This is a genomic window from Pseudomonas veronii (genome assembly GCF_002028325.1).
Taxonomy (GTDB): domain Bacteria; phylum Pseudomonadota; class Gammaproteobacteria; order Pseudomonadales; family Pseudomonadaceae; genus Aquipseudomonas; species Aquipseudomonas veronii.
This window is the reverse complement of sequence record NZ_CP018420.1, coordinates 2,328,234-2,348,372: the sequence shown is the minus strand read 5'-3', so window position 1 is coordinate 2,348,372 and position 20,139 is coordinate 2,328,234. Positions and strand designations below refer to the sequence as shown.

Below are 20,139 nucleotides of genomic sequence, written 5' to 3'. Positions count from 1 at the left end.
CAGTTTTAACGCCGCTTTGGTCCTTGCTCCGGCGCCGGCGGTCTAGGATTCTGTAGGGGATTGCTGACTTCCTAACAACAACACCGGAGTGGCCACCATGAAAACCGTCTCAGAAGTACTCAAAGCCAAAGACAAGCAAAACCAGGAAGTCCACACCATTGAATGGGACCACACCGTATTCGAAGCATTGGTGGTGATGTCATCGAAAAATGTCGGGGCCTTGCCGGTCGTCAAGCAGGGTGAGGTGGTTGGCATCATCAGCGAGCGCGATTACGCACGGAAGCTGATACTCAAAGGCCTTTCTTCCGTCACCACCAAAGTCCACGAGGTCATGAGCTCTCCAGTCATCACGGTCGATGCCCACAAGACGGTCGAAGCCTGCATGAACATCATGACCGACAGTCACCTGCGCCACTTGCCGGTGGTCGTCGACGGAAAACTGCTGGGCCTGCTCTCCATCGGTGACCTGGTCAAGGAAGCCATTGCCGAACAAGCCAACCTGATCAAGCAACTGGAGCAATACATTCGCGGCGAATAGGAGAGCCCATGCTCGACATGCTCGAACATCAAGAAGCCCACCTCGAGACCCTGCACCGGGCCATGGCCGCACGGCGTTTTCTGGTGCTGACCGGGGCGGGGATCAGCACGTCATCAGGTATCCCGGATTATCGGGACAGCGAAGGCGTGCGCCGAGGCAAGGCGCCGATGATGTACCAGGAGTTCCTGGCCACCCCGCAAGCGCGGCGCCGTTATTGGGCACGGGCGATGCTGGGCTGGCCACGGGTACGGATTGCGCAGCCGAACCAGGCCCACCTGGCGCTGGCCGCCTTGCAACATCGCCAGCGTATCAGCGGGCTGATCACACAAAACGTCGACACACTGCATGACCAGGCCGGTAGTGAGGATGTGATCGAGCTGCATGGCAGCTTGCATCGCGTGCTATGCCTGGATTGCCATCGGCCCAGCGCACGCGATGTGATCCAATGGTTGATGGAGGCCGAGAACCCGTACCTGGCAGGCGTCGACGCCGTGCAGGCACCCGACGGCGATACGCTGCTCGACGCAGCGTTTGAACAACGCTTTCGCGTGCCCCGCTGCCCCCATTGCGACGGTGAACGGCTCAAACCGGACGTCGTGTTCTTCGGCGAAAACGTTGCCCAGGCCACCGCCGCCAGGGCGATGGCGGCGGTGGAACACGCCGAGGGGCTGTTAGTGGTGGGGTCGTCGCTGATGGCCTATTCGGCGTTTCGCCTGTGCAAGGCGATGGTCGAGCAAGGCAAACCGGTGATTGCCATCAATCTGGGCAAGACCCGTGGGGATGAGTTGTTGCAACTGAAGATCGCGGCATCCTGCGAGCGGTTGTTGCCGCTATTGGCAGAGCGCCTGGGATAGCCAGGGCACCGCCCCTCAAAAATCAGCGGGAGACCCGGGCAGGCCAACGAACTGCAGCGACCCACCGCACAAAAAATGACGCCTGAGTCACACCTCCTCGCATGCCCCCATCCCCACGGCGATTTATGTAGTGATCAAAAATAATCACTACATAACCGTTGACGTAACCTTTTTGTCCTTGCATGATCTAGACGTCTCCCGGATCGGGAGCGTTGGTAACAAGCGTTTTGAACAAGCTCGTCTGACCGCCGAGCTGTTTCTTCCGGATGTGCACTGCCCACAAGGCAGATTGATGAAGCTGACCGACCCGAAGGGTTCGGTACAAGGAGCTCAAACGCTGCTTGTCTTCGTTATGAAACCATTGCGTAGCAGTTCATCAGCAAGACTACATGCATCAGGTTCAAGACCCTGCCCGTATTCGGCAGACCGTCACTGACGCCCGGTTTTCGGAACCGGAGACAACTAAGCAGTTTTAACGAATCAATTGATAGATCGCCAACTGGTCAAGGGGCTTACACATGAATCTGAACAACCAACCAACTATCGAAGAATTGGCTGAGATGTTCGCAGCGCAGAAAGACACACTCGACGACCATATCCTGTGGATTGGCAAATCGGGCAAAGTCCAAATTGACTGCCTGGCGCCCCACACCGAAGAAGCCGAGTTCGACAAAAACAACCGTGAACTGGCGGCGCGCCTGAAGATGTACCGCCGTGGCCAGGGTTATGTCGGCAAGAAAGCGGCGGCCGATCGCAATTTCATCGAGCAAGTGTTCGACACACTTAACCACGCGTGGGAGTCTTTCAAAGACAACTCGCAAGTTAAAGTAATCGACCGCTACTACTAAGTACTTCTCAACTAATGTGGGAACTGGCTTGCCAGTTCCCACATTTTTTATGCAACTTCAAAAGTTGGGATAACGCCCTTTCCCTGCTTCATCGCGGAAAATATCAAACAACACCTGTGCCGCCGCCGACAGTTCATGCCCCGGTTTGGTCAACACACCAATCGGCCGCTCGATCACCGGATCGGTCAAGGTGATGCAATGGGCGCCCGCCTCCTGCATCTGCTGCGCACATAATGCCGGTACGGCGCTGACCCCCAGGCCACTGGCAACCATCTTGCCCACCGTCGCCAATTGATGACTCTCCAGCGCCACCGGCAATTTCATCTGCAAGGCGCCCAGATGCTCCTCCAGCATCACCCGTACCGTCGAGGGTCGTTGCAGGGCAATGAACGGTTGTTCCAACAGGCTTTTCCAGTCGATTTCAGCACGCAGTGCCAAGGGTGAATCCATGGGCACCACGGCAATGAAGCGGTCCAGGTATAACGGCGTAAACGCCAGCGACGACCCCTCGGACGGTTCGAACGCCACGCCCAACTCGACCTGGCGATCACGGACCATTTCCAGCACCTGTTCGTTGATCAGGTCATGCACCGTCACGTTCACATGGGGGTAACGCGCGCGGAATATCTTCAGGATCGGCGGCAGCAGGTTGCCCGCAAACGACGGCATCGCCGCCACCGTTACGCGCCCGCGCTGCAGGGTGAAGCGCTGGCGCAGTTCATCCTCGGCGTTGTCCCAATCGGCAATCAGCCGACGCGCCAGCGGCAATAAGGATTCCCCTTCAGGGGTCAGCGCGACATTCCGTGTATTGCGGCTGAACAAGCGCCCGCCCAGCCCTTCTTCCAGACCTTTGATGGTCAGGCTCAGCGCCGACTGAGAGAGGTGCAGGCGCTCGCAGGCGGCGGCAAAACTCAGGCTCTGCGCCACAGCCAAAAAGGCACGCATCTGTTTGACGGTCATGACATTACTCCGGACGACGGCTCGACTATGCAGTTTTTTAAATCAATCAACCTTAAAAAACAACTTAACAAATCAATCCGTCGGCGCAACACTCGAGGCATTGGCTGGCCCACTAACAATAAAAGAGGTGCATATGGCAGGTTTCGATAAACGCGTGGCGTCCTATGAAGAAGCCCTCGCAGGCCTGGAAGATGGCATGACCGTACTCGCTGGCGGCTTTGGCCTGTGCGGCATTCCGGAAAACCTCATCGCCGAGATCAAGCGCAAAGGCACCCGCGACCTGACCGTGGTTTCCAATAACTGCGGCGTCGACGGCTTTGGCCTGGGCGTGCTGCTGGAACAAAAGCAGATCCGCAAAGTGATCGCGTCTTATGTGGGCGAAAACGCCCTGTTCGAGAAGCAACTGCTCAGCGGCGAAATCGAAGTGGTGCTCACCCCCCAAGGCACCCTGGCGGAAAAAATGCGCGCCGGCGGTGCTGGCATTCCGGCCTTCTTCACCGCCACCGGCGTCGGCACCCCGGTGGCCGAAGGCAAGGAAACCCGCGAATTCAACGGTCGCCCGTACCTGATGGAAGAATCCATCACCGGCGACTTCGCCATCGTCAAAGGCTGGAAAGCCGACCACTTCGGCAACGTCATCTACCGCCACACCGCCCAGAACTTCAACCCGCTGGCCGCCACCGCCGGCAAGATCACCGTGGTCGAAGTCGAGGAAATCGTCGAACCGGGCGAGCTGGAACCGTCGCAGATCCACACCCCTGGCATCTACGTCGACCGGATCATCTGCGGCACCTTCGAGAAGCGCATCGAACAGCGCACCGTCCGCAAATAATCCCTCCAGCCCGAAGAGAACAAGAGGAACAGCACAATGGCTCTCACCCGCGAACAAATGGCTCAACGCGTCGCCCGCGAAATGCAGGACGGTTTCTACGTCAACCTGGGCATCGGCATTCCGACCCTGGTGGCCAACTACATCCCGGAAGGCATGGAAGTGATGCTGCAATCGGAAAACGGCCTGCTCGGCATGGGCCCGTTTCCCACCGAAGACACCATCGATGCCGACATGATCAACGCCGGCAAACAAACCGTGACCGCGCGCATCGGCGCCTCGATCTTCTCCTCCGCCGAGTCCTTCGCAATGATTCGCGGCGGCCATGTCGACCTCACCGTGCTCGGCGCGTTTGAAGTGGACGTACAGGGCAACATCGCCTCGTGGATGATCCCGGGCAAGCTGGTCAAGGGCATGGGCGGCGCCATGGACCTGGTGGCCGGCGCGGAAAACATCATCGTGATCATGACCCACGCCTCCAAGGACGGTGAGTCCAAATTGCTCAGCCAATGCACCCTGCCGCTGACCGGTGCCCACTGCATCAAGCGTGTGCTGACGGACCTTGCATACCTGGAAATCGACAACGGCGCCTTTATCCTAAAGGAGCGTGCCCCAGGGGTCAGTATTGAAGAGATTGTCAGCAAGACAGCCGGTAAACTAATCGTCCCCGACCACGTTCCAGAAATGCAATTCCAGTGAGGACACATTCCATGCAAGACGTTGTGATTGTTGCTGCCACACGTACCGCCGTAGGCAGTTTTCAAGGATCGCTCGCGAGCGTCCCGGCACCGGAGTTGGGCGCTGCCGTAATCCGTCGCCTGCTGGAGCAGACCGGCCTCGACCCGGCCCAGGTGGATGAAGTGATCCTCGGCCACGTACTCACCGCAGGCTCAGGCCAGAACCCGGCGCGCCAGGCGTCGATCCTCGCCGGCTTGCCCCATGCCGTACCCGCGATGACCTTGAACAAGGTCTGCGGTTCGGGCCTCAAGGCCCTGCACCTGGGCGCCCAGGCCATCCGTTGTGGCGATGCCGACGTGATCATCGCCGGCGGCATGGAGAACATGAGCCTGGCCCCCTACGTATTACCTGGTGCGCGCACCGGTTTGCGCATGGGCCACGCCAAGATGATCGACAGCATGATCACCGACGGCCTGTGGGATGCATTCAACGACTACCACATGGGCATCACCGCCGAGAACCTGGTGGACAAGTACGGCATCAGCCGTGAAGCCCAGGACGCCTTCGCCGCCGCGTCCCAGCAAAAAGCCGCCGCCGCCATCGAAGCCGGCCGCTTTGCCGATGAGATCACGCCGATTCTGATCCCGCAGCGCAAGGGCGACCCGGTGGCCTTCGCCGTGGATGAACAACCGCGCGCCGGCACCACCGCCGAGTCGTTGGCCAAACTCAAACCCGCGTTCAAGAAAGACGGCAGCGTCACCGCGGGCAACGCGTCCAGCCTCAACGACGGCGCCGCCGCGGTGCTGCTGATGAGCGCCGACAAGGCCAAGGCCCTTGGCCTGCCCGTTCTGGCGCGTATCGCCAGCTACGCCAATGCCGGCGTCGACCCGGCCATCATGGGCATCGGCCCGGTCGCGGCCACCCGCCGCTGCCTGGACAAAGCCGGCTGGAGCGTCGGCGACCTGGACCTGGTCGAAGCCAACGAAGCCTTTGCCGCGCAATCCCTGGCGGTGGCCAAAGAGCTGGAATGGGACGCCGACAAAGTCAACGTCAACGGCGGCGCGATTGCCATTGGCCACCCGATCGGCGCATCAGGCTGCCGCATACTGGTGACCCTGCTGCACGAAATGATCAAGCGCGACGCCAAAAAAGGCCTGGCGACACTGTGCATCGGTGGCGGCCAAGGCGTAGCCCTGGCCCTTGAGCGCAGCTGATTCAAGAGCAACACACGAAAAGGCCCGGTTCCACGAAAAACCGGGCTTTTTTTCGCCTGTCAGTCCGCACGCGGCACCGCAAACACCGCGTTCGCCCGCGCCACGACTTTCTCCTCCACCTGCAGACTCACCGTGGCAAACGCCATTTGCCGGCCACGCTTGTGATGCTCCAGTCGTACCACGATCCACTCCCCCACTTGCACCGCGCCCAGGTAATCGACAGTCATGCTCGCGGTAATCAACGGCAATGGCGGCTCACTGGAAAACGCCATCGCGTAGCCCATGCCGATATCCGCCAGAGTCGCCAACACCCCGCCATGCACCGTGCCGCGGCCATTGGCATGACGGTTGTCGGCGCGCAGGCCGATTTCCAGTTGCAGACCTTCACCCCGGCAATACGCCGGGCCCAACAAGTCGAGCAGCGGGCTGCTGCGCGGCAGTGAGACAAAACCTTCGGGCACGGCGTGAGCGATCATCGCGGAGTCTTCCTTGGAGTCAGGCATGAGGTGTACCCCAGGCCCCACACGGCGACCATTACCATCAGCCGCACATATCCTCTGCAATGCCTGGGGCTGATTCGCCAACCCCGCTCAGGACCGGCCTCAGCGCTTCATACAGCGCTGATAACGCTCATCCACCCGCTGGGCGAACCAGGCAGTGGTCAGGTTGCGGGTGATCTTCGGACTCTTGAGCACGATGCCCGGCAGGATCGCGCGCGGCAGCGGTTTGCCGGCCGCCGTGTCGGCCAGGGCAAACACGCGGGTGTAGAGCGTGGTCTGCTCAAAATCCAATTGCTCGCCCTGCTCCAGCTGACTGCGGATGCTGGGGTTGCGCATGCCCAGCCGGGCGCCGAGGGAACGCACCGCCAATTCGGTGCTGCCGGGCAGCAGCGAACCGTAGCGGATCAAATCCCCGTCCAGCGCCAACTCAGTGCCTGAGACGCGGCTGACGGCGGCCTGGAACGCGGCGTTGCGGCTGGCGTACCAACCGGCGTTGAAGTCGGCAAACCGGTACAGCGGCCGGTCATAACTCACCGGGTAACCAAGCAAATGGGCGATGCCAAAGTACATGCCGCCACGTCGCGTGAACACTTCCCGACGGATCGTGCCGTCTACCGTGTAGGGATAACCCCGCGCCTGCTTCTGCGCAAAGTCGATGCTGACTTGCATCGGGCCGGCGGTGTGTACCGGGTTGAAGCCGCCAAACAGCGTATTGCCCAAGGGCACCATGCTGATGAAGTCATCGAAGATCCCGCTCAAGTCTTTCTCAGTGCGGGCGGCATTCAAGCGATCGGCGTAGGACTTACCAGTGGGAGAACGCAGTTGCAGTGCCGTGCGGACCAACACCGCCGGCACATGCACCTTGCCAGCACGGCGCAGGATTTCATCCTGGGCGATCTTGCCCATGTTCGGCACAGGTGGGTCGACCTGGTAAGTGGACTCTTGCTCAGTCACCGCCAGCACGGCGCAGATGTTTTCGGTACTCGGGTAGATGTGCTGGGTGTCGAAAGCGGTGTAGATATCCTGGGCCCAACCGTTGCGATCGGCGACCTTGGCGGGCAGCAAACGCACGATCTGCGCCTTGACCTCGGCTTCACTGCGCTCCGGCTGTTGCGGGCCGCGTGCGGTCGAGCAACCGGCCAGCACCAGCAAGGGCGTGAGACACAGGATCAGGCGGCGTAGGTGCATGGGGCTTCCTTGAGGGGCGATGGGCCGGGCGATGCAGATATCGACCGATAAGTCTAACGCGGGTTCGCCCTGTGGCCCCCTCGCCAACACAATGCGAATATGACAGGATCTTTCACCGACCATTCGTACAAGGAGTTTGAATGCCATGCTCAGCATGAACTTTCTCATCACCTGCCTGATCGTTGTGCTGATTCCCGGCACCGGCGTGATCTTTACCGTGTCCACGGGGCTCATGGCCGGCAAGCGCGCCAGCGTGTTCGCCGCGCTGGGCTGTACCGCTGGGATCATCCCGCACTTATTGGCATCCATACTCGGCCTTTCCGCCCTGCTGCACACCAGCGCATTGGCATTCGAAGCGCTGAAATTCGCCGGAGCCGCCTACTTGCTGTACCTGGCCTACGCCACGTGGCGCGATCGTTCGGCCTTCGCGGTGAATGACACACCAACGGCAACCACGGCTCGTGGCCTGATGCTGCGCGGTTTTTTGCTGAATATTCTCAACCCCAAGCTGACGATTTTCTTCCTGGCCTTCCTGCCTCAGTTCGTCACACCGGCCAGCACGGCGCCGGCCTTGCAAATGCTGGTGCTGAGCGGCGTGTTCATGGCCATGACGTTTGCGGTGTTTGTGGTGTATGGCCTGCTGGCCAATGTGTTTCGCCGCGCAGTGATCGAGTCACCACGGGTACAGAACTGGCTGCGGCGCAGTTTTGCGGCGGCCTTTGCGGGGTTGGGCTTGAATCTAGCGCTCGCCCAGCGCTGAAAAACACTGCAACCCGCTGTGGGGACGGGCTTACCCGCCCCACAGGTTGGGCGCTTTAGATCCCTGCCAGCGCCAGGTCCATGGCGAAGTAAGTGAAGATCAGGTCCGCACCGGCGCGCTTGATCGAACCCAGGGTTTCCCGCACCACGCGGTCCTCATCGATCGCGCCTGCCTGGGCACCGAATTTGATCATCGCGTACTCGCCGCTGACCTGATACGCCGCCACCGGCAGGCGCGAGGCTTCGCGGATGTCGCGGATGATGTCGAGGTAGGCACCGGCCGGTTTGACCATCAGCGCATCCGCGCCTTCCTGCTCGTCCAGCAGCGATTCACGCACGGCTTCGCGGCGGTTCATCGGGTTCATCTGATAGCTTTTGCGGTCGCCCTTGAGCGCGCTGCCACCCGCTTCACGGAACGGGCCGTAGAGGGCCGAAGCGAATTTGGTGGAGTAGGCCATGATCGGAATATGGGTAAAACCGGCGTCATCCAACGCCCGGCGAATCGCCTGAACCTGGCCGTCCATCGCCGCCGACGGCGCGATCACATCGGCACCGGCACGAGCCGCCGCCACGGCTTGCTTGCCGAGGTTGACCAAGGTCGCGTCGTTGTCGACATGGGCGCCATGCATCACACCGCAATGGCCATGATCGGTGTATTCGCAGAAACAGGTGTCGGACATCACGATCATTTCCGGCACGGCGTCCTTGATGATCGAGGACATGCGCGAGACCAGGCCGCGCTCCTTCCAGGTGTCGCTGCCACTGGCGTCCAGGTGGTGGGACACGCCAAAGGTCATCACCGATTTGATCCCGGCGCGGGCATAGCGCTCGATTTCCCCGGCCAGCTTTTTCTCAGGGATGCGCAACACACCCGGCATGCTGGTGATCGGTACGAAGTCGTCGATTTCTTCTTCGACGAAAATCGGCAGCACCAGATCGTTGAGGGTGAACTCGGTTTCCTGGAACAAGCTACGCAACTCCGGGGAGCGGCGCAGACGGCGTGGGCGGGCTTGAGGGAACTGGCTGGTCATGGCTGTCCTGAATAAGGCTAAAAACGTTGGGGCGAAAGCGTATGCCCCCCGACCCCGGCAGCGCAAATGCCAGGCAGGCAATAGTTTATGGCAAGGCCCACAACAATTGCATTGATCTAGAGCTGTAGACGCCCTTCGATGCACACCGCCACAGCACCGCCGACCCAGATCTCATCGCCCTGGCGCTCGATGCGGATACGCCCCGCGCGCCCCATGGCCGTGCCCTGGCTGACCACGTAACAGTTCGGTGCCAGGCCTTCGTCCAACAACCATTGGGCCACCCCGGCATTCAAGCTGCCGGTGGCCGGGTCTTCCGGGGACCCGTCGCCGGCGATGAACGCGCGCACTTCAAAGTGCGTGTCTACAGCGTCGCGTTCGGGATCGCAGGGGGCAATCACGCCCACCGCCAGACCGAGCAACTGCGAATAATCGGGCTGCAGATCGAGCACCGCCTGGCGGTCGGCCAGCATCACCGCCAGCCAACCTGCGCCGTTGTCCACCCACTGACTGCGCACAATAGCCTCCGGCGCCAGGCCCAACCCCAGCCGCACGCGCTCCAGCAACGCCGCCTCCAGCGGGCCCGAGCGCAACAACGGCGGCGCGATGAACGCCAGCTCATCGCCTTGGCGACGGATACGCACCAGGCCGATTTCGCACTCCTGGATAATTTCCTCCCCTCGCGCAATGCCACCGGCCTGCAACCATGCATGGCAACTGCCCAGCGTCGGGTGCCCGGCGAACGGCAGTTCCTGCAAGGTGGTGAAGATTCTTACCCGGTAGTCAGCCCGTGGATCGCGGGGCGTGAGTAAATACGTGGTTTCGCTGAGGTTGGTCCACTTGGCGAAGTCGGCCATCTGTTGCTCGCTGAGGCTGTCGGCCCCCAGCACTACCGCCAGCGGGTTGCCTTTGAGCGACACACTGCTGAAGACATCCAGTTGTTTGAAATCGAAAGTCGGCATGGGCTCAGCTCGGAATGTTCAGGCCACGGATCACTGCCGGACGTGCGACAAAGCCGTCCAGCGCGCGCAGCACATTGGGGAAATCGGCGATGCCGACCAGGTCACCGGATTCGTAGAAACCGATCAGGTTACGGATCCACGGAAACGTCGCGATGTCCGCGATGCTGTAGTCGTCGCCCATGATCCAGGTGCGGCCCAGCAGGCGTTTTTCCAAGACTTCCAGCAAGCGCCGCGACTCGGCGACGTAGCGGTCACGCGGGCGCTTGTCTTCGTAGGCCTTGCCGGCGAACTTGTTGAAGAACCCCACCTGGCCAAACATCGGGCCGATGCCGGACATCTGGAACATCAGCCACTGAATGGTTTCATAACGTGTCGCCGGGTCTTCGGAAAGCAACTGGCTGGTTTTTTCCGCCAGGTACAGCAGGATCGCACCGGACTCGAACAGCGCCAACGGCTGACCGCCGGGGCCGTTGGGGTCGATGATCGCGGGAATCTTGTTGTTGGGGTTCAGCGACAGGAACTCGGGCGACAGCTGGTCCTGGGTCTCGAAGCTGACTTTGTGCGCCTCGTAGGGCAGGCCCAGCTCTTCGAGCATGATCGAGACTTTTACCCCGTTGGGCGTGGGCAGCGAATACAGTTGCAGGCGTTCCGGATACTGGGCGGGCCATTTACGGTTGATCGGGAAAGCGGCGAGTGAATTCATCGGGATATCCCTCGGCGGAAATCCCCATGATAATCATCTGTCCGGCATCCTGCATGGGTCATCATTGCGCAACATGCCCTCGCTACTCTCCCCCACGAGCGAACCAAAGTGGCCGAGTGGACTCTTAAGTGCGCTGAACGGTGAATGGAGGCACCCTGTTAATAAGACACGGAACCCGCAGGACGCCGCGTGTGTCACTGGGGCCGGGCTTGTCCGCCTTAATCCGATGCACTGAAGACTCGAGCCCAATGACAATAAAGCCTCTGTGCCTTGCGCAACGCCTCAAACGATATTCATACATCATATTACCGCTGTTGCTGGTCGGCGGCGCCCTCGACCTGACCTTGCAATCGCGCATCAGCCGCGCCGAATCGGTGGACGGCGTGCAAACCCTGGTGTTCCTGCGCCACGGCGAAAAACCCGTCGGCGGCCTGGGCCAACTCAATTGCCAGGGCCTGAACCGTGCGATGAACCTGGCCACCGTGCTGCCGGAAAAGTTCGGCAAGGCCAACTTCGTCTTCGCCGCCAACCCGACGCGCAATGTCGAGGAAGGCGAAAAAGATAATTCCTACAGCTACATTCGCCCACTGATGACCATCAGCCCCAGCGCGATCAAGCTCGGCTTGCCGGTGAACATCAAGTTTTCGGCGAATGACACCAGCGCCCTCGCCGACGAACTGGTGGAAAACAAGTACCACAACGCCATCATCTACACCGCCTGGTCCCACGGCTATCTGCCGGAATTGATCAACAAGGTGGCCAGCGAAGCGGTGGGCGAAAAGCACACCATCACCCAAGACTGGTCCGGCAATGACTACGACACGTTGTATGTGTTGACGCTCACCTGGCATAACGGCAAGGCCTCGCTGCTGAGCCGCAACTACAAGCAGGGCCTGAACAACGGCGAACAAACCTGCCCACCGGCGACGCAGATCAGCGCAGATATCTGAAGGATGGGCGATAGCGGCGTATGATGCGCGGCTATTGACTCATCTGCGGATCAACACCATGTCCAACCTCGTCTCCACCCAGCCCAACCGGGGCTGGTCGTTCTGGTGGAAACCAGCGCTGTTCCTGCTGGTCGCCTGCATCGGCCTCTACTACGTGAAGTGGTCGCCCTACTACTTCAAGGCATTTGTCGCCGCCGACAACCACAGCATCGGCGCGTCGATTCTCAATGACCAGCAAACCTCGCCACTGGCCGCGGCGCTGGCCTACGCCCAGGTGTATTTCCTGGCGATCTGGAAAGCCGCCGTTTTGGCGGTGATCTTGGGCTCGTTGCTGCAAGTGTTGATCCCCCGCGACTGGTTGTTGCGCCTGTTCGGGCGTGCCGGGCTGGGTTCGACCCTGCGCGGCGGGCTGTTCGCGCTGCCCGGAATGATGTGCAGTTGCTGCGCGGCACCGGTGGCGGCAGGCATGCGCCGGCAGCAAGTGTCGGTGGGCGCGGCGCTGGCGTTCTGGATCGCCAACCCGGTGCTGAACCCGGCCACCCTGGTATTCATGGGGTTTGTGCTGGGCTGGGGCTTCACGGCGTTAAGGCTGGTGGCGGGGATTGTGCTGGTGGTGGGCGTGTCCCTGGTGGCCCAGCGCATCGCGCGCCCGGAACAAGTGCCGGAAGCGGCGCTGGGCGCGGTGGCCGAGGCCAGCGTGATCGAGTCGCAACCGTTTTTCAGCCGCTGGTTGCGCACCCTGTGGCAACTGTTCTGGAGCACGATCCCGGTGTATATCCTGGCAGTGCTGGTGTTGGGCGCGGCGCGGGTCTGGCTGTTTCCTCATGTGGATGGGGCGATGGCCGACAGCCTGCTGTGGCTGGTGCCGCTGGCGATTGTCGGCACGCTGTTCGTGATTCCGACCGCCGCGGAGATTCCTATCGTACAAACCATGATGACGCTGGGCATGGGCAGCGGCCCGGCTGTGGCCCTGTTGATGACCCTGCCGAGCGTGAGCCTGCCGTCGCTGCTGATGTTGCGCAAGGATTTCGACGCGCGGGTGCTGGTCACCGTGGCCGGCTTGACCATGCTGGTAGGCGTGGTCTGCGGCTTGATTGGAGCGGCGATTCTGTAAGTGGCAGGCGGGGTTGAGGGCCTTATTGCAGGCAAGCATCAACCTCGCAACGCACCACGCTCGCGCAAATACTCCACCACCGCTGCCTGCTCCCCGACAAACTCGATGCGCGCGCCTTTGCTTTCACGCTGGAAGGCGTACATCGGGTCGTAGTACTCGCGCAGCAACCCTTCGATCCACACCCGGTGCAGGTCCACAGCGCCGCTGCGGGTCTGTTCCGCCAGGGCGTCCTGCAGAATTGCCTGCAACCGCTGGAAACGCTCGCCGCCCAGGCGCTTGTGGATATTGGCCAGGCTCTGGGTCAGGCGCTCGCCAAACAGGACGTAGCCGGTTTCGCCAAATACCGCGATGAATTCGGCGCAAAGGTCGACCACGTAATCGCGCAGGATACGTTCGACCCGGCCTTCGACAGTGTCTTCCAGCCACACCATCGCAAAGGTCTGCGTGCCCTTGTGCAACGGCAACGGCAGCGCACAACTGCCGATCATGCGGCTCTCATCCTCGACCACAAACTGCTCGACGCCGCCCGCGCGTTTTTTCAGCAGGTCCACCGCCAGGCGGTTCTCGAAGTCGATGTTGGACGGTTGCACTGTGGCCCGTTTGCCGAAGCTGGAACCGCGATGGTTGGCGTGGCCCTCCAGGTCCAGGGCGTTGCGCAGTTGGCCGAGTACTTCGGTCTTGCCAGTGCCGGTCATGCCGCCCAGCAACACGAAATCACACTCGGCGACCGCCTGTTCGACGGTCTCCAGCAAAAAACCACGCATGGCTTTGTAGCCGCCACCGACGCGGGGGTACTCGATACCGGCTTCGGTTTTCAGCCATTGCTGCACGATCTGCGAGCGCAGCCCGCCACGAAAGCAGTACAGGTAGCCGTCGGGATTGGCCTGGGCGAACCGCGCCCATTGCTCGATACGCCCGGCCTTGATCGCCCCGGACACCAGTTCGTGCCCGAGCACGATAGCCGCTTGCTGGCCCTGCTGTTTGTAGCAAGTGCCGACCCGCTGACGCTCGTCATCGGTCATCAGTGGCAGGTTGACCACGCCCGGGAACGCGCCCTTGGCGAACTCGACCGGCGCGCGGGTATCCATCATCGGCCGGTCGTTGAGGAAGATGTCGCGGTAGTCGGTGATGTCAGTCGCCATCAAAACACCTCTACCGCGTGGGTCTGTCGCTCAACCAATTCACCGATGGGCTCAAGGGTCAGGCCCAGTTCGCTGGCGACCGCGTGAAACTCGGCGTCGCCCGCGGGCGTAACGGCGATCAGCAGGCCGCCGCTGGTCTGCGGGTCACACAGCACACGCTTGTGCAGCTCCTGCAGGCGCCCGATCTTGCTCGCGTAGCTGTCGAAGTTGCGCAAGGTGCCGCCCGGCATGCAGCCCTGGTCCAGGTAGTCCTCGATCCCGGGCAGGCGTGGGACTTTGTCGTATTCGATGCGTGCCGTCACGCCGCTGCCGTCAGCCATTTCCACCAAGTGGCCCAAAAGCCCGAAGCCGGTGACGTCGGTCATTGCCGTGACGCCGGCCAGTTTGCCGAAGCGGCTGCCAGGCTTGTTGAGGGTACACATCCAGTCACGAGCCAGGCCGATATCCGCCTCGCGCAATTTGCCCTTCTTTTCGGCAGTGGTCAGGATGCCGATGCCCAGGGGCTTGGTCAGGTACAAACGGCAGCCGACGGTGGCGGTGTCGTTGCGCTTCATATGGCGCTTTTGCACGATGCCGGTCACGGCCAGGCCGAAGATGGGCTCCGGCGCATCGATGGAGTGGCCACCGGCCAGGGGAATGCCGGCCTCGTCGCACACGGAGCGGCCGCCACGGATCACTTCGCGGGCAACCTCAGGCGCCAGGACATTCACCGGCCAGCCCAGAATGGCGATGGCCATCAACGGGTCGCCGCCCATGGCGTAGATGTCGCTGATCGCGTTGGTGGCGGCGATCCGGCCGAAGTCGAACGGGTCATCGACAATCGGCATGAAAAAATCAGTGGTGGAGACCACGCCGCGCTCGTCGTCGATGGCGTACACCGCCGCATCATCCCGCGAGGCGTTGCCCACCCACAGGTTGGGGTCAAGGTTCTGTGCGCCGCTGCCGGCGAGGATCACTTCCAATACCTGGGGCGAAATCTTGCAGCCACACCCCGCGCCATGGCTGTACTGGGTAAGGCGAATCGGCTCGTTCATGGTGGACCTCAAGCTATCAAGTGCGCGGATTCTAACAGACGGCAAAAAGCCGGCGGGGCTCTTACGAGCACAGCCGGCCTTTTTGGGGTGCTGCGATTACTGGCGGGCGGCCAGCAACCGCTTGTGGCGGTTGCGCCGGGCGATGTTCAAGCACTCGATCGCCGCCGAGAACGCCATGGCCGCATACACGTAGCCTTTTGGCACATGGGCGCCGAAGCCTTCGGCGATCAGGGTCATGCCGATCATGATCAGGAAGCCCAGGGCCAGCATCACCACGGTCGGGTTGTCGTGGATGAACTTGGCCAGCGGTTCAGCCGCCACCAGCATCACGATGACCGAGGTCACCACGGCAACGATCATGATCGGCAAATGCTCGGTCATGCCCACGGCGGTGATGATGCTGTCGATGGAGAACACCAGGTCGAGCATCAGGATCTGGCCGATGGCCGCAGCAAAACCGATGGACACGGCATTGCCGCTGCTGGCCTTCTCTTCAGGCTCCGGGTCCATGCTTTGATGGATCTCGGTGGTTGCCTTCCAGACCAGGAACAGGCCGCCGGCGATGAGGATCATGTCCTTCCACGAAAACGCCTGGCCGAGGATCTCAAACACTGGCGTGGTCAACTGCACGATGAACGCAATGGTGCTCAACAGGCCCAGGCGCAACACCAACGCCATGCTGATGCCGATGCGTCGCGCCTTGGCCCGGTGCTGCTCGGGCAATTTGTTGGTGAGGATCGAGATAAAGATCAGGTTATCGATGCCCAGCACGATTTCCATCACGATCAAGGTCGCCAGTGCGACCCAGGCGGTAGGGCTGGCGGCCAGTTGTACAAGGTAGTCCATAGATCAATCCTGACGTTGTGCTGGGAAATTAGGCTTCTTTACGCGTCGATTCAGACTCGTTTTGCGGCTGATCGTCTTTTTTCTGCGGACTGATCAGGCCTTGGGTCGCTTCACTCAATGCCTGCTCGGCGGCCTTGTGGGTGTCATCGATCACTTGCTTGGCCGATTCGCTGGCCTTGCCCATCACCTGCTGTGCGCTTTTTTCGACCTGATCACAACCGCTGACCACTACTAATGAAAGCGCAAGCAACGATGCCGCGCCCAGGGAATTGAGTTTCATGATGTTTTCCTCATTAGAACCATTGGGTCCAAATAGTGGCCCCTCGATAGCGATGCATTCTATGCAGGGGAACACTTCAGGAAAATTCGTATTTTTCTCGCGTATACTTCGGTTTTAACGAAGTGTAGGCCGGCATGCTCAATTACCGACAATTGCATTACTTCTGGGTGGTGGCCAAGACCGGCAGCATCGTGCGCGCCTGTGAGCAACTGAACCTCACCCCTCAGACCATCAGCGGGCAGATCAGTCTGCTCGAGCAAACCTTCGGTATCGCCCTGTTTCAGCGGGTCGGCCGTCAGCTCGAGCTGACCGAAGCCGGGCGCCAGGCGTTGCCCTATGCCGAGCAGATGTTCCAGACCGGCAACGAGTTGGAGGCGATGTTGCGCGCCCAGCCGAATGAGCAGCAGATTCTGTTTCGCGTCGGGGTGGCGGATGTGGTGCCCAAATCCATCGTCTACCGGCTGATCGCGCCGACCATGGAGCTCAGCGAGCCGATCCGCATCACCTGCCGCGAAGACAAACTCGAACGCCTGCTCGCCGACCTGGCGATCCAGCGCCTCGACCTGGTGATTTCCGACAGCCCCATGCCCACGCATCTGGACATCAAAGGCTACAGCCAGAAGTTGGGCGAATGCGGCATCAGTTTTTTCGCTACCCAAGCATTGGCTGACCGACACCGCGGCGTTTTCCCACAGTGTTTACAGGGCGCGCCGCTATTGATTCCGGGGGCAGAGACCGTGGTGCGCAGCCGCTTGCTGCGCTGGTTTGCCGAGCAACAGATCCAACCGAAGATCATCGGCGAGTTCGACGACAGTGCCTTGATGCAGGCATTCGGCCAATCCGGCAGCGGGATCTTTATCGCCCCCAGCGTGATCGCCGATGAGGTGGTGCGCCAGTACGGCGTCGCGCTGATTGGCCAGACCGAGGCAGTGACCGAATCGTTCTATGCGATTTCGGTGGAACGCAAGGTCAAGCACCCCGGCATCGTGGCGATTACCGAAGGCGCCAGGCGAGAACTGTTCACCGCCCTGCCCTGAGGGTTCAAGCGCCAGTCGGCAGCGGTTTGGCGCTCATCAGCCACAGCGCCAGCAGCATCGACACCAGGATGAACCCGGACGCGGCCAGGCCCAGGCTGGCCAGGCCGAGGGTGTCGATCACATGCCCACCGACCAAGGCGCCGAGACCGATACCGAGGTTTCCACCGGCAATATTCAGCGACGCGGCAAACGCCGGCGCATGCGGCGCAGCCTTCATCAGCCGCACATGGCTGACCAGGAACATCGCCGCCTGGGTCACGCCCCACACGGCCATCGCCGCCGCCAGGCCGATGGTGGAGTGAATCGCCGGCACCAACGCGACCATGCCGCCGATCATGAACCCGCAGAACACCATCGACGCAATCAAGGGGTGGCGATCCACCGCGCGGCCGCCCAGGGAGTTGCCGATCAACCCGACCGCGCCAAAGCCCATCAGGCACCAGCCGACCAGCGTGCCGTCGAAGCCGGCCAGGCGCTCAAGGATGTCGGCCAGGTAGGTGTAGGCGGTGAACATGCCGCTGAAGACCAGGATCGACAGCAGGATATGCCCCTGCATCAATGGACTGCGCAGCAGCTTGAATTGCGAGCGCAACGTCACCTGCGCGTTCTTCGCCTGTGTCACCGGCAGGTAGACAAACAGCAGCAGCGCCTTGGCCAAGGCAATCACCGCGAGGACCGCAAACGCGCTGCGCCAGCCAAACATATCGGAAATCAACGTGCCCACCGGAATGCCGAAGACGGTGGCGCAGACGATCCCGAAGCCGATCTTCTCGATGGCGCGACCGGCGTATGCCGGGCCGACGATGTCCACCGCCGTTTCACTGGCCAGCGCCCAGAACACCGGCAAGCCCAACGCCGGAATCAAGCGCGCCAGGGACATCACCCAGATATTCGGCGCCAGCGCCGCCACGCCATTGGCCACGGCGAACATGATCAAAATCGTGATGAACAGGCGCTTGCGCTGGAACCGCGCGCAGTAGGCCGTGAGAAACGGGCCGAACGCCGCCACGGTGAACGCAAACAGCGTCACCAGCAGGCCGGCCTGGGACACGCTGACATTCAGGTCCCGGGCAATCGACGGCAACAGGCCGACGATAATGAATTCTGTGGTCAGCACGGTAAAACCGGCGGCCGACAGCAGCAGGATGGGAAACAGCATGAAAACTCCAGAAACGACAACATCAACGAAAGCCCGGAGGCCCGCTGACGAAGAGGAAAGATGAGAGACGGCGATATTAACAGGATCTGTGCGAATTGGCCGCAAATGGGTGACGGAATGCCGCATCAACAGGGACATTTCCTACAGCATGATAGACTCCGCACCCGCTTCCTACAGCGCGCTCCACCTGCAATGCTGCGTCCTACTAAAAAAACCAGAGACAACCGTTTATGACTGCTGCCCCTTCCCTTTTCCAACGACTCGCGCGCGTCAGCCTGGTCACGCAAATCGTCATCGGCCTGATCGCCGGCATTCTGCTGGCCTTCGTGTTGCCCGACGCCGCCAGGGCCACCGGTTTCATTGGCAAAGTGTTTGTCACCGCGCTGAAGGCCGTGGCGCCGATCCTGGTGTTCGTGCTGGTGATGGCGTCGATCGCCAACCACAAACACGGCCAGGAAACCCACATCAAGCCGATCCTGTTCCTCTACCTGCTGGGCACCTTCGCGGCCGCCGTGGTTGCAGTGATCGCCAGCACGCTGTTTCCCTCGCCGCTGGTGCTCGCCACCCACGACGCCACCGTGAGCGCCCCCGGCGGCATCGGCGAGGTGTTGCAGAGCCTGTTGCTGAGCGTGGTGGACAACCCGGTGAGCGCGCTGATGAACGCCAACTTTATCGGCATTCTGGCCTGGGCCATCGGCATGGGCATCGCGATTCGCCATGCCGGCGAAACCACTCGCACGGTGCTCGATGACCTGTCCAACGGCGTGACCTTGATCGTGCGCGTGGTGATCCGCTTCGCGCCCCTGGGGATTTTCGGCCTGGTGGCCTCGACCCTGGCCACCTCCGGCTTCGGCGCCCTGCTCGGCTACGCCCACCTGTTGGTGGTGCTGATCGGCTGCATGCTGTTCGTGGCGCTGGTGATCAACCCGGCCATCGTGTTCTGGAAACTGCGCCGCAACCCCTACCCACTGGTATTGATGTGCCTGCGCGAAAGCGGCATCACGGCATTCTTCACCCGCAGTTCGGCGGCGAACATTCCGGTGAACCTGGCGTTGAGCAAACGCCTGGGCCTGCATGAAGACACCTACTCGGTGTCGATCCCGCTGGGCGCCACCATCAACATGGCGGGTGCGGCGATCACCATCACCGTGTTGACCCTGGCCGCCGTACACACCCTGGGCATCATCGTAGACCTGCCCACCGCCGTGCTGCTCAGCGTGGTCGCCGCCATTTGCGCGTGCGGTGCGTCGGGCGTGGCCGGCGGTTCGCTACTGCTGATCCCGCTGGCGTGCAGCCTGTTCGGCATCTCCAGCGATATCGCCATGCAGGTGGTGGCCGTAGGTTTCATCATCGGTGTGTTGCAGGACTCGGCGGAAACCGCGCTCAACTCGTCCACCGATGTGCTGTTTACTGCGGCGGCGTGCCTGGGCAAGGAAGAGCAACCGGTTTAAACAGCGCTCGCAAAAAAGCCCGGGGCCGTTCACAGCGGAACGACCCCGGGCTTTTTTATGTGCTC

The 20,139-nt window shown here is 61.4% G+C and carries 22 protein-coding genes; 11 read left to right on the top strand and 11 right to left on the bottom strand.

Translation table 11 applies throughout. From position 1 onward, the window contains the following. The first annotated feature begins 97 nt into the window (after nucleotides 1-97). From PverR02_RS10955 to PverR02_RS10945, 3 genes are all read left to right on the top strand, one after another. Entirely contained in the window at nucleotides 98-538 is a 441-nt protein-coding gene (locus PverR02_RS10955; protein ID WP_017847048.1) for a CBS domain-containing protein, read from the top strand. 8 nt (nucleotides 539-546) lie between these two features. After that, a complete protein-coding gene (locus PverR02_RS10950) occupies nucleotides 547-1,392 on the top strand; it encodes an NAD-dependent protein deacetylase (protein ID WP_079443305.1) in 846 nt (281 codons plus the stop codon). Nucleotides 1,393-1,910: 518 nt separating this feature from the next. After that, nucleotides 1,911-2,240, top strand: a complete 330-nt coding sequence (locus PverR02_RS10945) for a hypothetical protein (RefSeq protein ID WP_017847046.1) — start codon at nucleotides 1,911-1,913, stop codon at nucleotides 2,238-2,240. A 57-nt stretch (nucleotides 2,241-2,297) separates the two neighbouring features. On the opposite strand, the gene PverR02_RS10940 is transcribed toward PverR02_RS10945, so the two are convergent. Then, complete coding sequence (locus PverR02_RS10940; RefSeq protein WP_046384021.1) at nucleotides 2,298-3,200, bottom strand: LysR family transcriptional regulator; 903 nt, start codon at nucleotides 3,198-3,200, stop codon at nucleotides 2,298-2,300. A 133-nt stretch (nucleotides 3,201-3,333) separates the two neighbouring features. Between PverR02_RS10940 and PverR02_RS10935 the strand changes: the two genes are divergently transcribed. The 3 genes from PverR02_RS10935 to PverR02_RS10925 are packed head-to-tail and all read left to right on the top strand — an operon-like array spanning nucleotide 3,334 to nucleotide 5,921. Further along, nucleotides 3,334-4,032, top strand: coding sequence for a CoA transferase subunit A (locus PverR02_RS10935; protein ID WP_017847044.1), 699 nt, complete (start codon nucleotides 3,334-3,336; stop codon nucleotides 4,030-4,032). Nucleotides 4,033-4,068: 36 nt separating this feature from the next. Further along, nucleotides 4,069-4,728, top strand: a complete 660-nt coding sequence (locus tag PverR02_RS10930; protein WP_010566045.1) for a CoA transferase subunit B — start codon at nucleotides 4,069-4,071, stop codon at nucleotides 4,726-4,728. A gap of 11 nt (nucleotides 4,729-4,739) precedes the next feature. Next, the gene (locus PverR02_RS10925) at nucleotides 4,740-5,921 is read left to right on the top strand and encodes an acetyl-CoA C-acetyltransferase (RefSeq protein ID WP_079443304.1); all 1,182 of its coding nucleotides are present in this window, start codon (nucleotides 4,740-4,742) and stop codon (nucleotides 5,919-5,921) included. A gap of 59 nt (nucleotides 5,922-5,980) precedes the next feature. Here PverR02_RS10925 and PverR02_RS10920 read toward each other — a convergent pair whose 3' ends face one another. After that, a complete protein-coding gene (locus PverR02_RS10920; RefSeq protein ID WP_079443303.1) occupies nucleotides 5,981-6,397 on the bottom strand; it encodes a PaaI family thioesterase in 417 nt (138 codons plus the stop codon). Between the two features lie 126 nt (nucleotides 6,398-6,523). Next, a complete protein-coding gene (locus PverR02_RS10915) occupies nucleotides 6,524-7,609 on the bottom strand; it encodes a DUF1615 domain-containing protein (protein ID WP_079443302.1) in 1,086 nt (361 codons plus the stop codon). 145 nt (nucleotides 7,610-7,754) lie between these two features. Between PverR02_RS10915 and PverR02_RS10910 the strand changes: the two genes are divergently transcribed. Beyond that, a complete protein-coding gene (locus PverR02_RS10910; protein WP_046384025.1) occupies nucleotides 7,755-8,369 on the top strand; it encodes a LysE family translocator in 615 nt (204 codons plus the stop codon). A gap of 55 nt (nucleotides 8,370-8,424) precedes the next feature. On the opposite strand, the gene hemB is transcribed toward PverR02_RS10910, so the two are convergent. From hemB to PverR02_RS10895, 3 genes are all read right to left on the bottom strand, one after another. Next, the gene (hemB, locus tag PverR02_RS10905; RefSeq protein WP_017847039.1) at nucleotides 8,425-9,399 is read right to left on the bottom strand and encodes a porphobilinogen synthase; all 975 of its coding nucleotides are present in this window, start codon (nucleotides 9,397-9,399) and stop codon (nucleotides 8,425-8,427) included. Nucleotides 9,400-9,515: 116 nt separating this feature from the next. Beyond that, nucleotides 9,516-10,358, bottom strand: a complete 843-nt coding sequence (locus PverR02_RS10900) for a PhzF family phenazine biosynthesis protein (protein ID WP_079443301.1) — start codon at nucleotides 10,356-10,358, stop codon at nucleotides 9,516-9,518. 4 nt (nucleotides 10,359-10,362) lie between these two features. Next, nucleotides 10,363-11,061, bottom strand: a complete 699-nt coding sequence (locus tag PverR02_RS10895; protein ID WP_079443300.1) for a glutathione S-transferase N-terminal domain-containing protein — start codon at nucleotides 11,059-11,061, stop codon at nucleotides 10,363-10,365. A 248-nt stretch (nucleotides 11,062-11,309) separates the two neighbouring features. Between PverR02_RS10895 and PverR02_RS10890 the strand changes: the two genes are divergently transcribed. Then, on the top strand, nucleotides 11,310-12,011 hold the full coding sequence (locus PverR02_RS10890; RefSeq protein WP_079443299.1) for a histidine phosphatase family protein: 702 nt from the start codon (nucleotides 11,310-11,312) through the stop codon (nucleotides 12,009-12,011). Nucleotides 12,012-12,069: 58 nt separating this feature from the next. Next, nucleotides 12,070-13,125, top strand: a complete 1,056-nt coding sequence (locus PverR02_RS10885) for a permease (RefSeq protein WP_026140034.1) — start codon at nucleotides 12,070-12,072, stop codon at nucleotides 13,123-13,125. Between the two features lie 38 nt (nucleotides 13,126-13,163). Here the strand turns inward: PverR02_RS10885 and mnmH are convergent, their stop codons facing one another. The 4 genes from mnmH to PverR02_RS10865 form a co-directional block, all read right to left on the bottom strand. Then, complete coding sequence (gene mnmH / locus PverR02_RS10880; RefSeq protein WP_079443298.1) at nucleotides 13,164-14,267, bottom strand: tRNA 2-selenouridine(34) synthase MnmH; 1,104 nt, start codon at nucleotides 14,265-14,267, stop codon at nucleotides 13,164-13,166. Then, nucleotides 14,267-15,301: a selenide, water dikinase SelD gene (gene selD / locus PverR02_RS10875; protein WP_079443297.1), complete on the bottom strand. Its 1,035-nt coding sequence runs from the start codon at nucleotides 15,299-15,301 to the stop codon at nucleotides 14,267-14,269. The genes mnmH and selD overlap by 1 nt, the downstream gene beginning before the upstream one ends. Nucleotides 15,302-15,397: 96 nt before the next feature. Beyond that, nucleotides 15,398-16,147 carry a TerC family protein gene (locus tag PverR02_RS10870; RefSeq protein ID WP_017847032.1) on the bottom strand — a complete coding sequence of 250 codons (750 nt, stop codon included), beginning with the start codon at nucleotides 16,145-16,147 and terminating at the stop codon, nucleotides 15,398-15,400. Nucleotides 16,148-16,175: 28 nt separating this feature from the next. Further along, entirely contained in the window at nucleotides 16,176-16,427 is a 252-nt protein-coding gene (locus PverR02_RS10865; protein ID WP_017847031.1) for a hypothetical protein, read from the bottom strand. A 134-nt stretch (nucleotides 16,428-16,561) separates the two neighbouring features. On the opposite strand from PverR02_RS10865, the gene nhaR reads away from it, so the two are divergent. Then, nucleotides 16,562-17,464 (top strand): transcriptional activator NhaR, encoded by a 903-nt coding sequence (gene nhaR, locus PverR02_RS10860; protein ID WP_017847030.1) that lies wholly within the window; start codon nucleotides 16,562-16,564, stop codon nucleotides 17,462-17,464. Nucleotides 17,465-17,468: 4 nt separating this feature from the next. Here nhaR and PverR02_RS10855 read toward each other — a convergent pair whose 3' ends face one another. Beyond that, nucleotides 17,469-18,623 (bottom strand): MFS transporter, encoded by a 1,155-nt coding sequence (locus PverR02_RS10855; RefSeq protein WP_046483161.1) that lies wholly within the window; start codon nucleotides 18,621-18,623, stop codon nucleotides 17,469-17,471. A gap of 230 nt (nucleotides 18,624-18,853) precedes the next feature. Here PverR02_RS10855 and sstT point away from each other — a divergent pair, with 230 nt between their 5' ends. Then, nucleotides 18,854-20,074, top strand: coding sequence for a serine/threonine transporter SstT (gene sstT, locus PverR02_RS10850; RefSeq protein WP_079443296.1), 1,221 nt, complete (start codon nucleotides 18,854-18,856; stop codon nucleotides 20,072-20,074). Nucleotides 20,075-20,139 lie beyond the last annotated feature (65 nt).

Bases quoted from the DNA above. Each gene is read 5' to 3' on its own strand.
- PverR02_RS10890 (WP_079443299.1), top strand. From the start codon at position 11,310: ATGACAATAAAGCCTCTGTGCCTTGCGCAACGCCTCAAACGATATTCA.
- PverR02_RS10895 (WP_079443300.1), bottom strand. From the start codon at position 11,061: ATGAATTCACTCGCCGCTTTCCCGATCAACCGTAAATGGCCCGCCCAG.
- PverR02_RS10930 (WP_010566045.1), top strand. From the start codon at position 4,069: ATGGCTCTCACCCGCGAACAAATGGCTCAACGCGTCGCCCGCGAAATG.
- selD (WP_079443297.1), bottom strand. From the start codon at position 15,301: ATGAACGAGCCGATTCGCCTTACCCAGTACAGCCATGGCGCGGGGTGT.
- PverR02_RS10915 (WP_079443302.1), bottom strand. From the start codon at position 7,609: ATGCACCTACGCCGCCTGATCCTGTGTCTCACGCCCTTGCTGGTGCTG.
- nhaR (WP_017847030.1), top strand. From the start codon at position 16,562: ATGCTCAATTACCGACAATTGCATTACTTCTGGGTGGTGGCCAAGACC.
- PverR02_RS10950 (WP_079443305.1), top strand. From the start codon at position 547: ATGCTCGACATGCTCGAACATCAAGAAGCCCACCTCGAGACCCTGCAC.
- PverR02_RS10925 (WP_079443304.1), top strand. From the start codon at position 4,740: ATGCAAGACGTTGTGATTGTTGCTGCCACACGTACCGCCGTAGGCAGT.
- PverR02_RS10955 (WP_017847048.1), top strand. From the start codon at position 98: ATGAAAACCGTCTCAGAAGTACTCAAAGCCAAAGACAAGCAAAACCAG.
- PverR02_RS10940 (WP_046384021.1), bottom strand. From the start codon at position 3,200: ATGACCGTCAAACAGATGCGTGCCTTTTTGGCTGTGGCGCAGAGCCTG.
- sstT (WP_079443296.1), top strand. From the start codon at position 18,854: ATGACTGCTGCCCCTTCCCTTTTCCAACGACTCGCGCGCGTCAGCCTG.
- PverR02_RS10920 (WP_079443303.1), bottom strand. From the start codon at position 6,397: ATGATCGCTCACGCCGTGCCCGAAGGTTTTGTCTCACTGCCGCGCAGC.
- PverR02_RS10910 (WP_046384025.1), top strand. From the start codon at position 7,755: ATGCTCAGCATGAACTTTCTCATCACCTGCCTGATCGTTGTGCTGATT.
- PverR02_RS10900 (WP_079443301.1), bottom strand. From the start codon at position 10,358: ATGCCGACTTTCGATTTCAAACAACTGGATGTCTTCAGCAGTGTGTCG.
- PverR02_RS10945 (WP_017847046.1), top strand. From the start codon at position 1,911: ATGAATCTGAACAACCAACCAACTATCGAAGAATTGGCTGAGATGTTC.
- PverR02_RS10865 (WP_017847031.1), bottom strand. From the start codon at position 16,427: ATGAAACTCAATTCCCTGGGCGCGGCATCGTTGCTTGCGCTTTCATTA.
- mnmH (WP_079443298.1), bottom strand. From the start codon at position 14,267: ATGGCGACTGACATCACCGACTACCGCGACATCTTCCTCAACGACCGG.
- PverR02_RS10935 (WP_017847044.1), top strand. From the start codon at position 3,334: ATGGCAGGTTTCGATAAACGCGTGGCGTCCTATGAAGAAGCCCTCGCA.
- PverR02_RS10855 (WP_046483161.1), bottom strand. From the start codon at position 18,623: ATGCTGTTTCCCATCCTGCTGCTGTCGGCCGCCGGTTTTACCGTGCTG.
- PverR02_RS10870 (WP_017847032.1), bottom strand. From the start codon at position 16,147: ATGGACTACCTTGTACAACTGGCCGCCAGCCCTACCGCCTGGGTCGCA.
- hemB (WP_017847039.1), bottom strand. From the start codon at position 9,399: ATGACCAGCCAGTTCCCTCAAGCCCGCCCACGCCGTCTGCGCCGCTCC.
- PverR02_RS10885 (WP_026140034.1), top strand. From the start codon at position 12,070: ATGTCCAACCTCGTCTCCACCCAGCCCAACCGGGGCTGGTCGTTCTGG.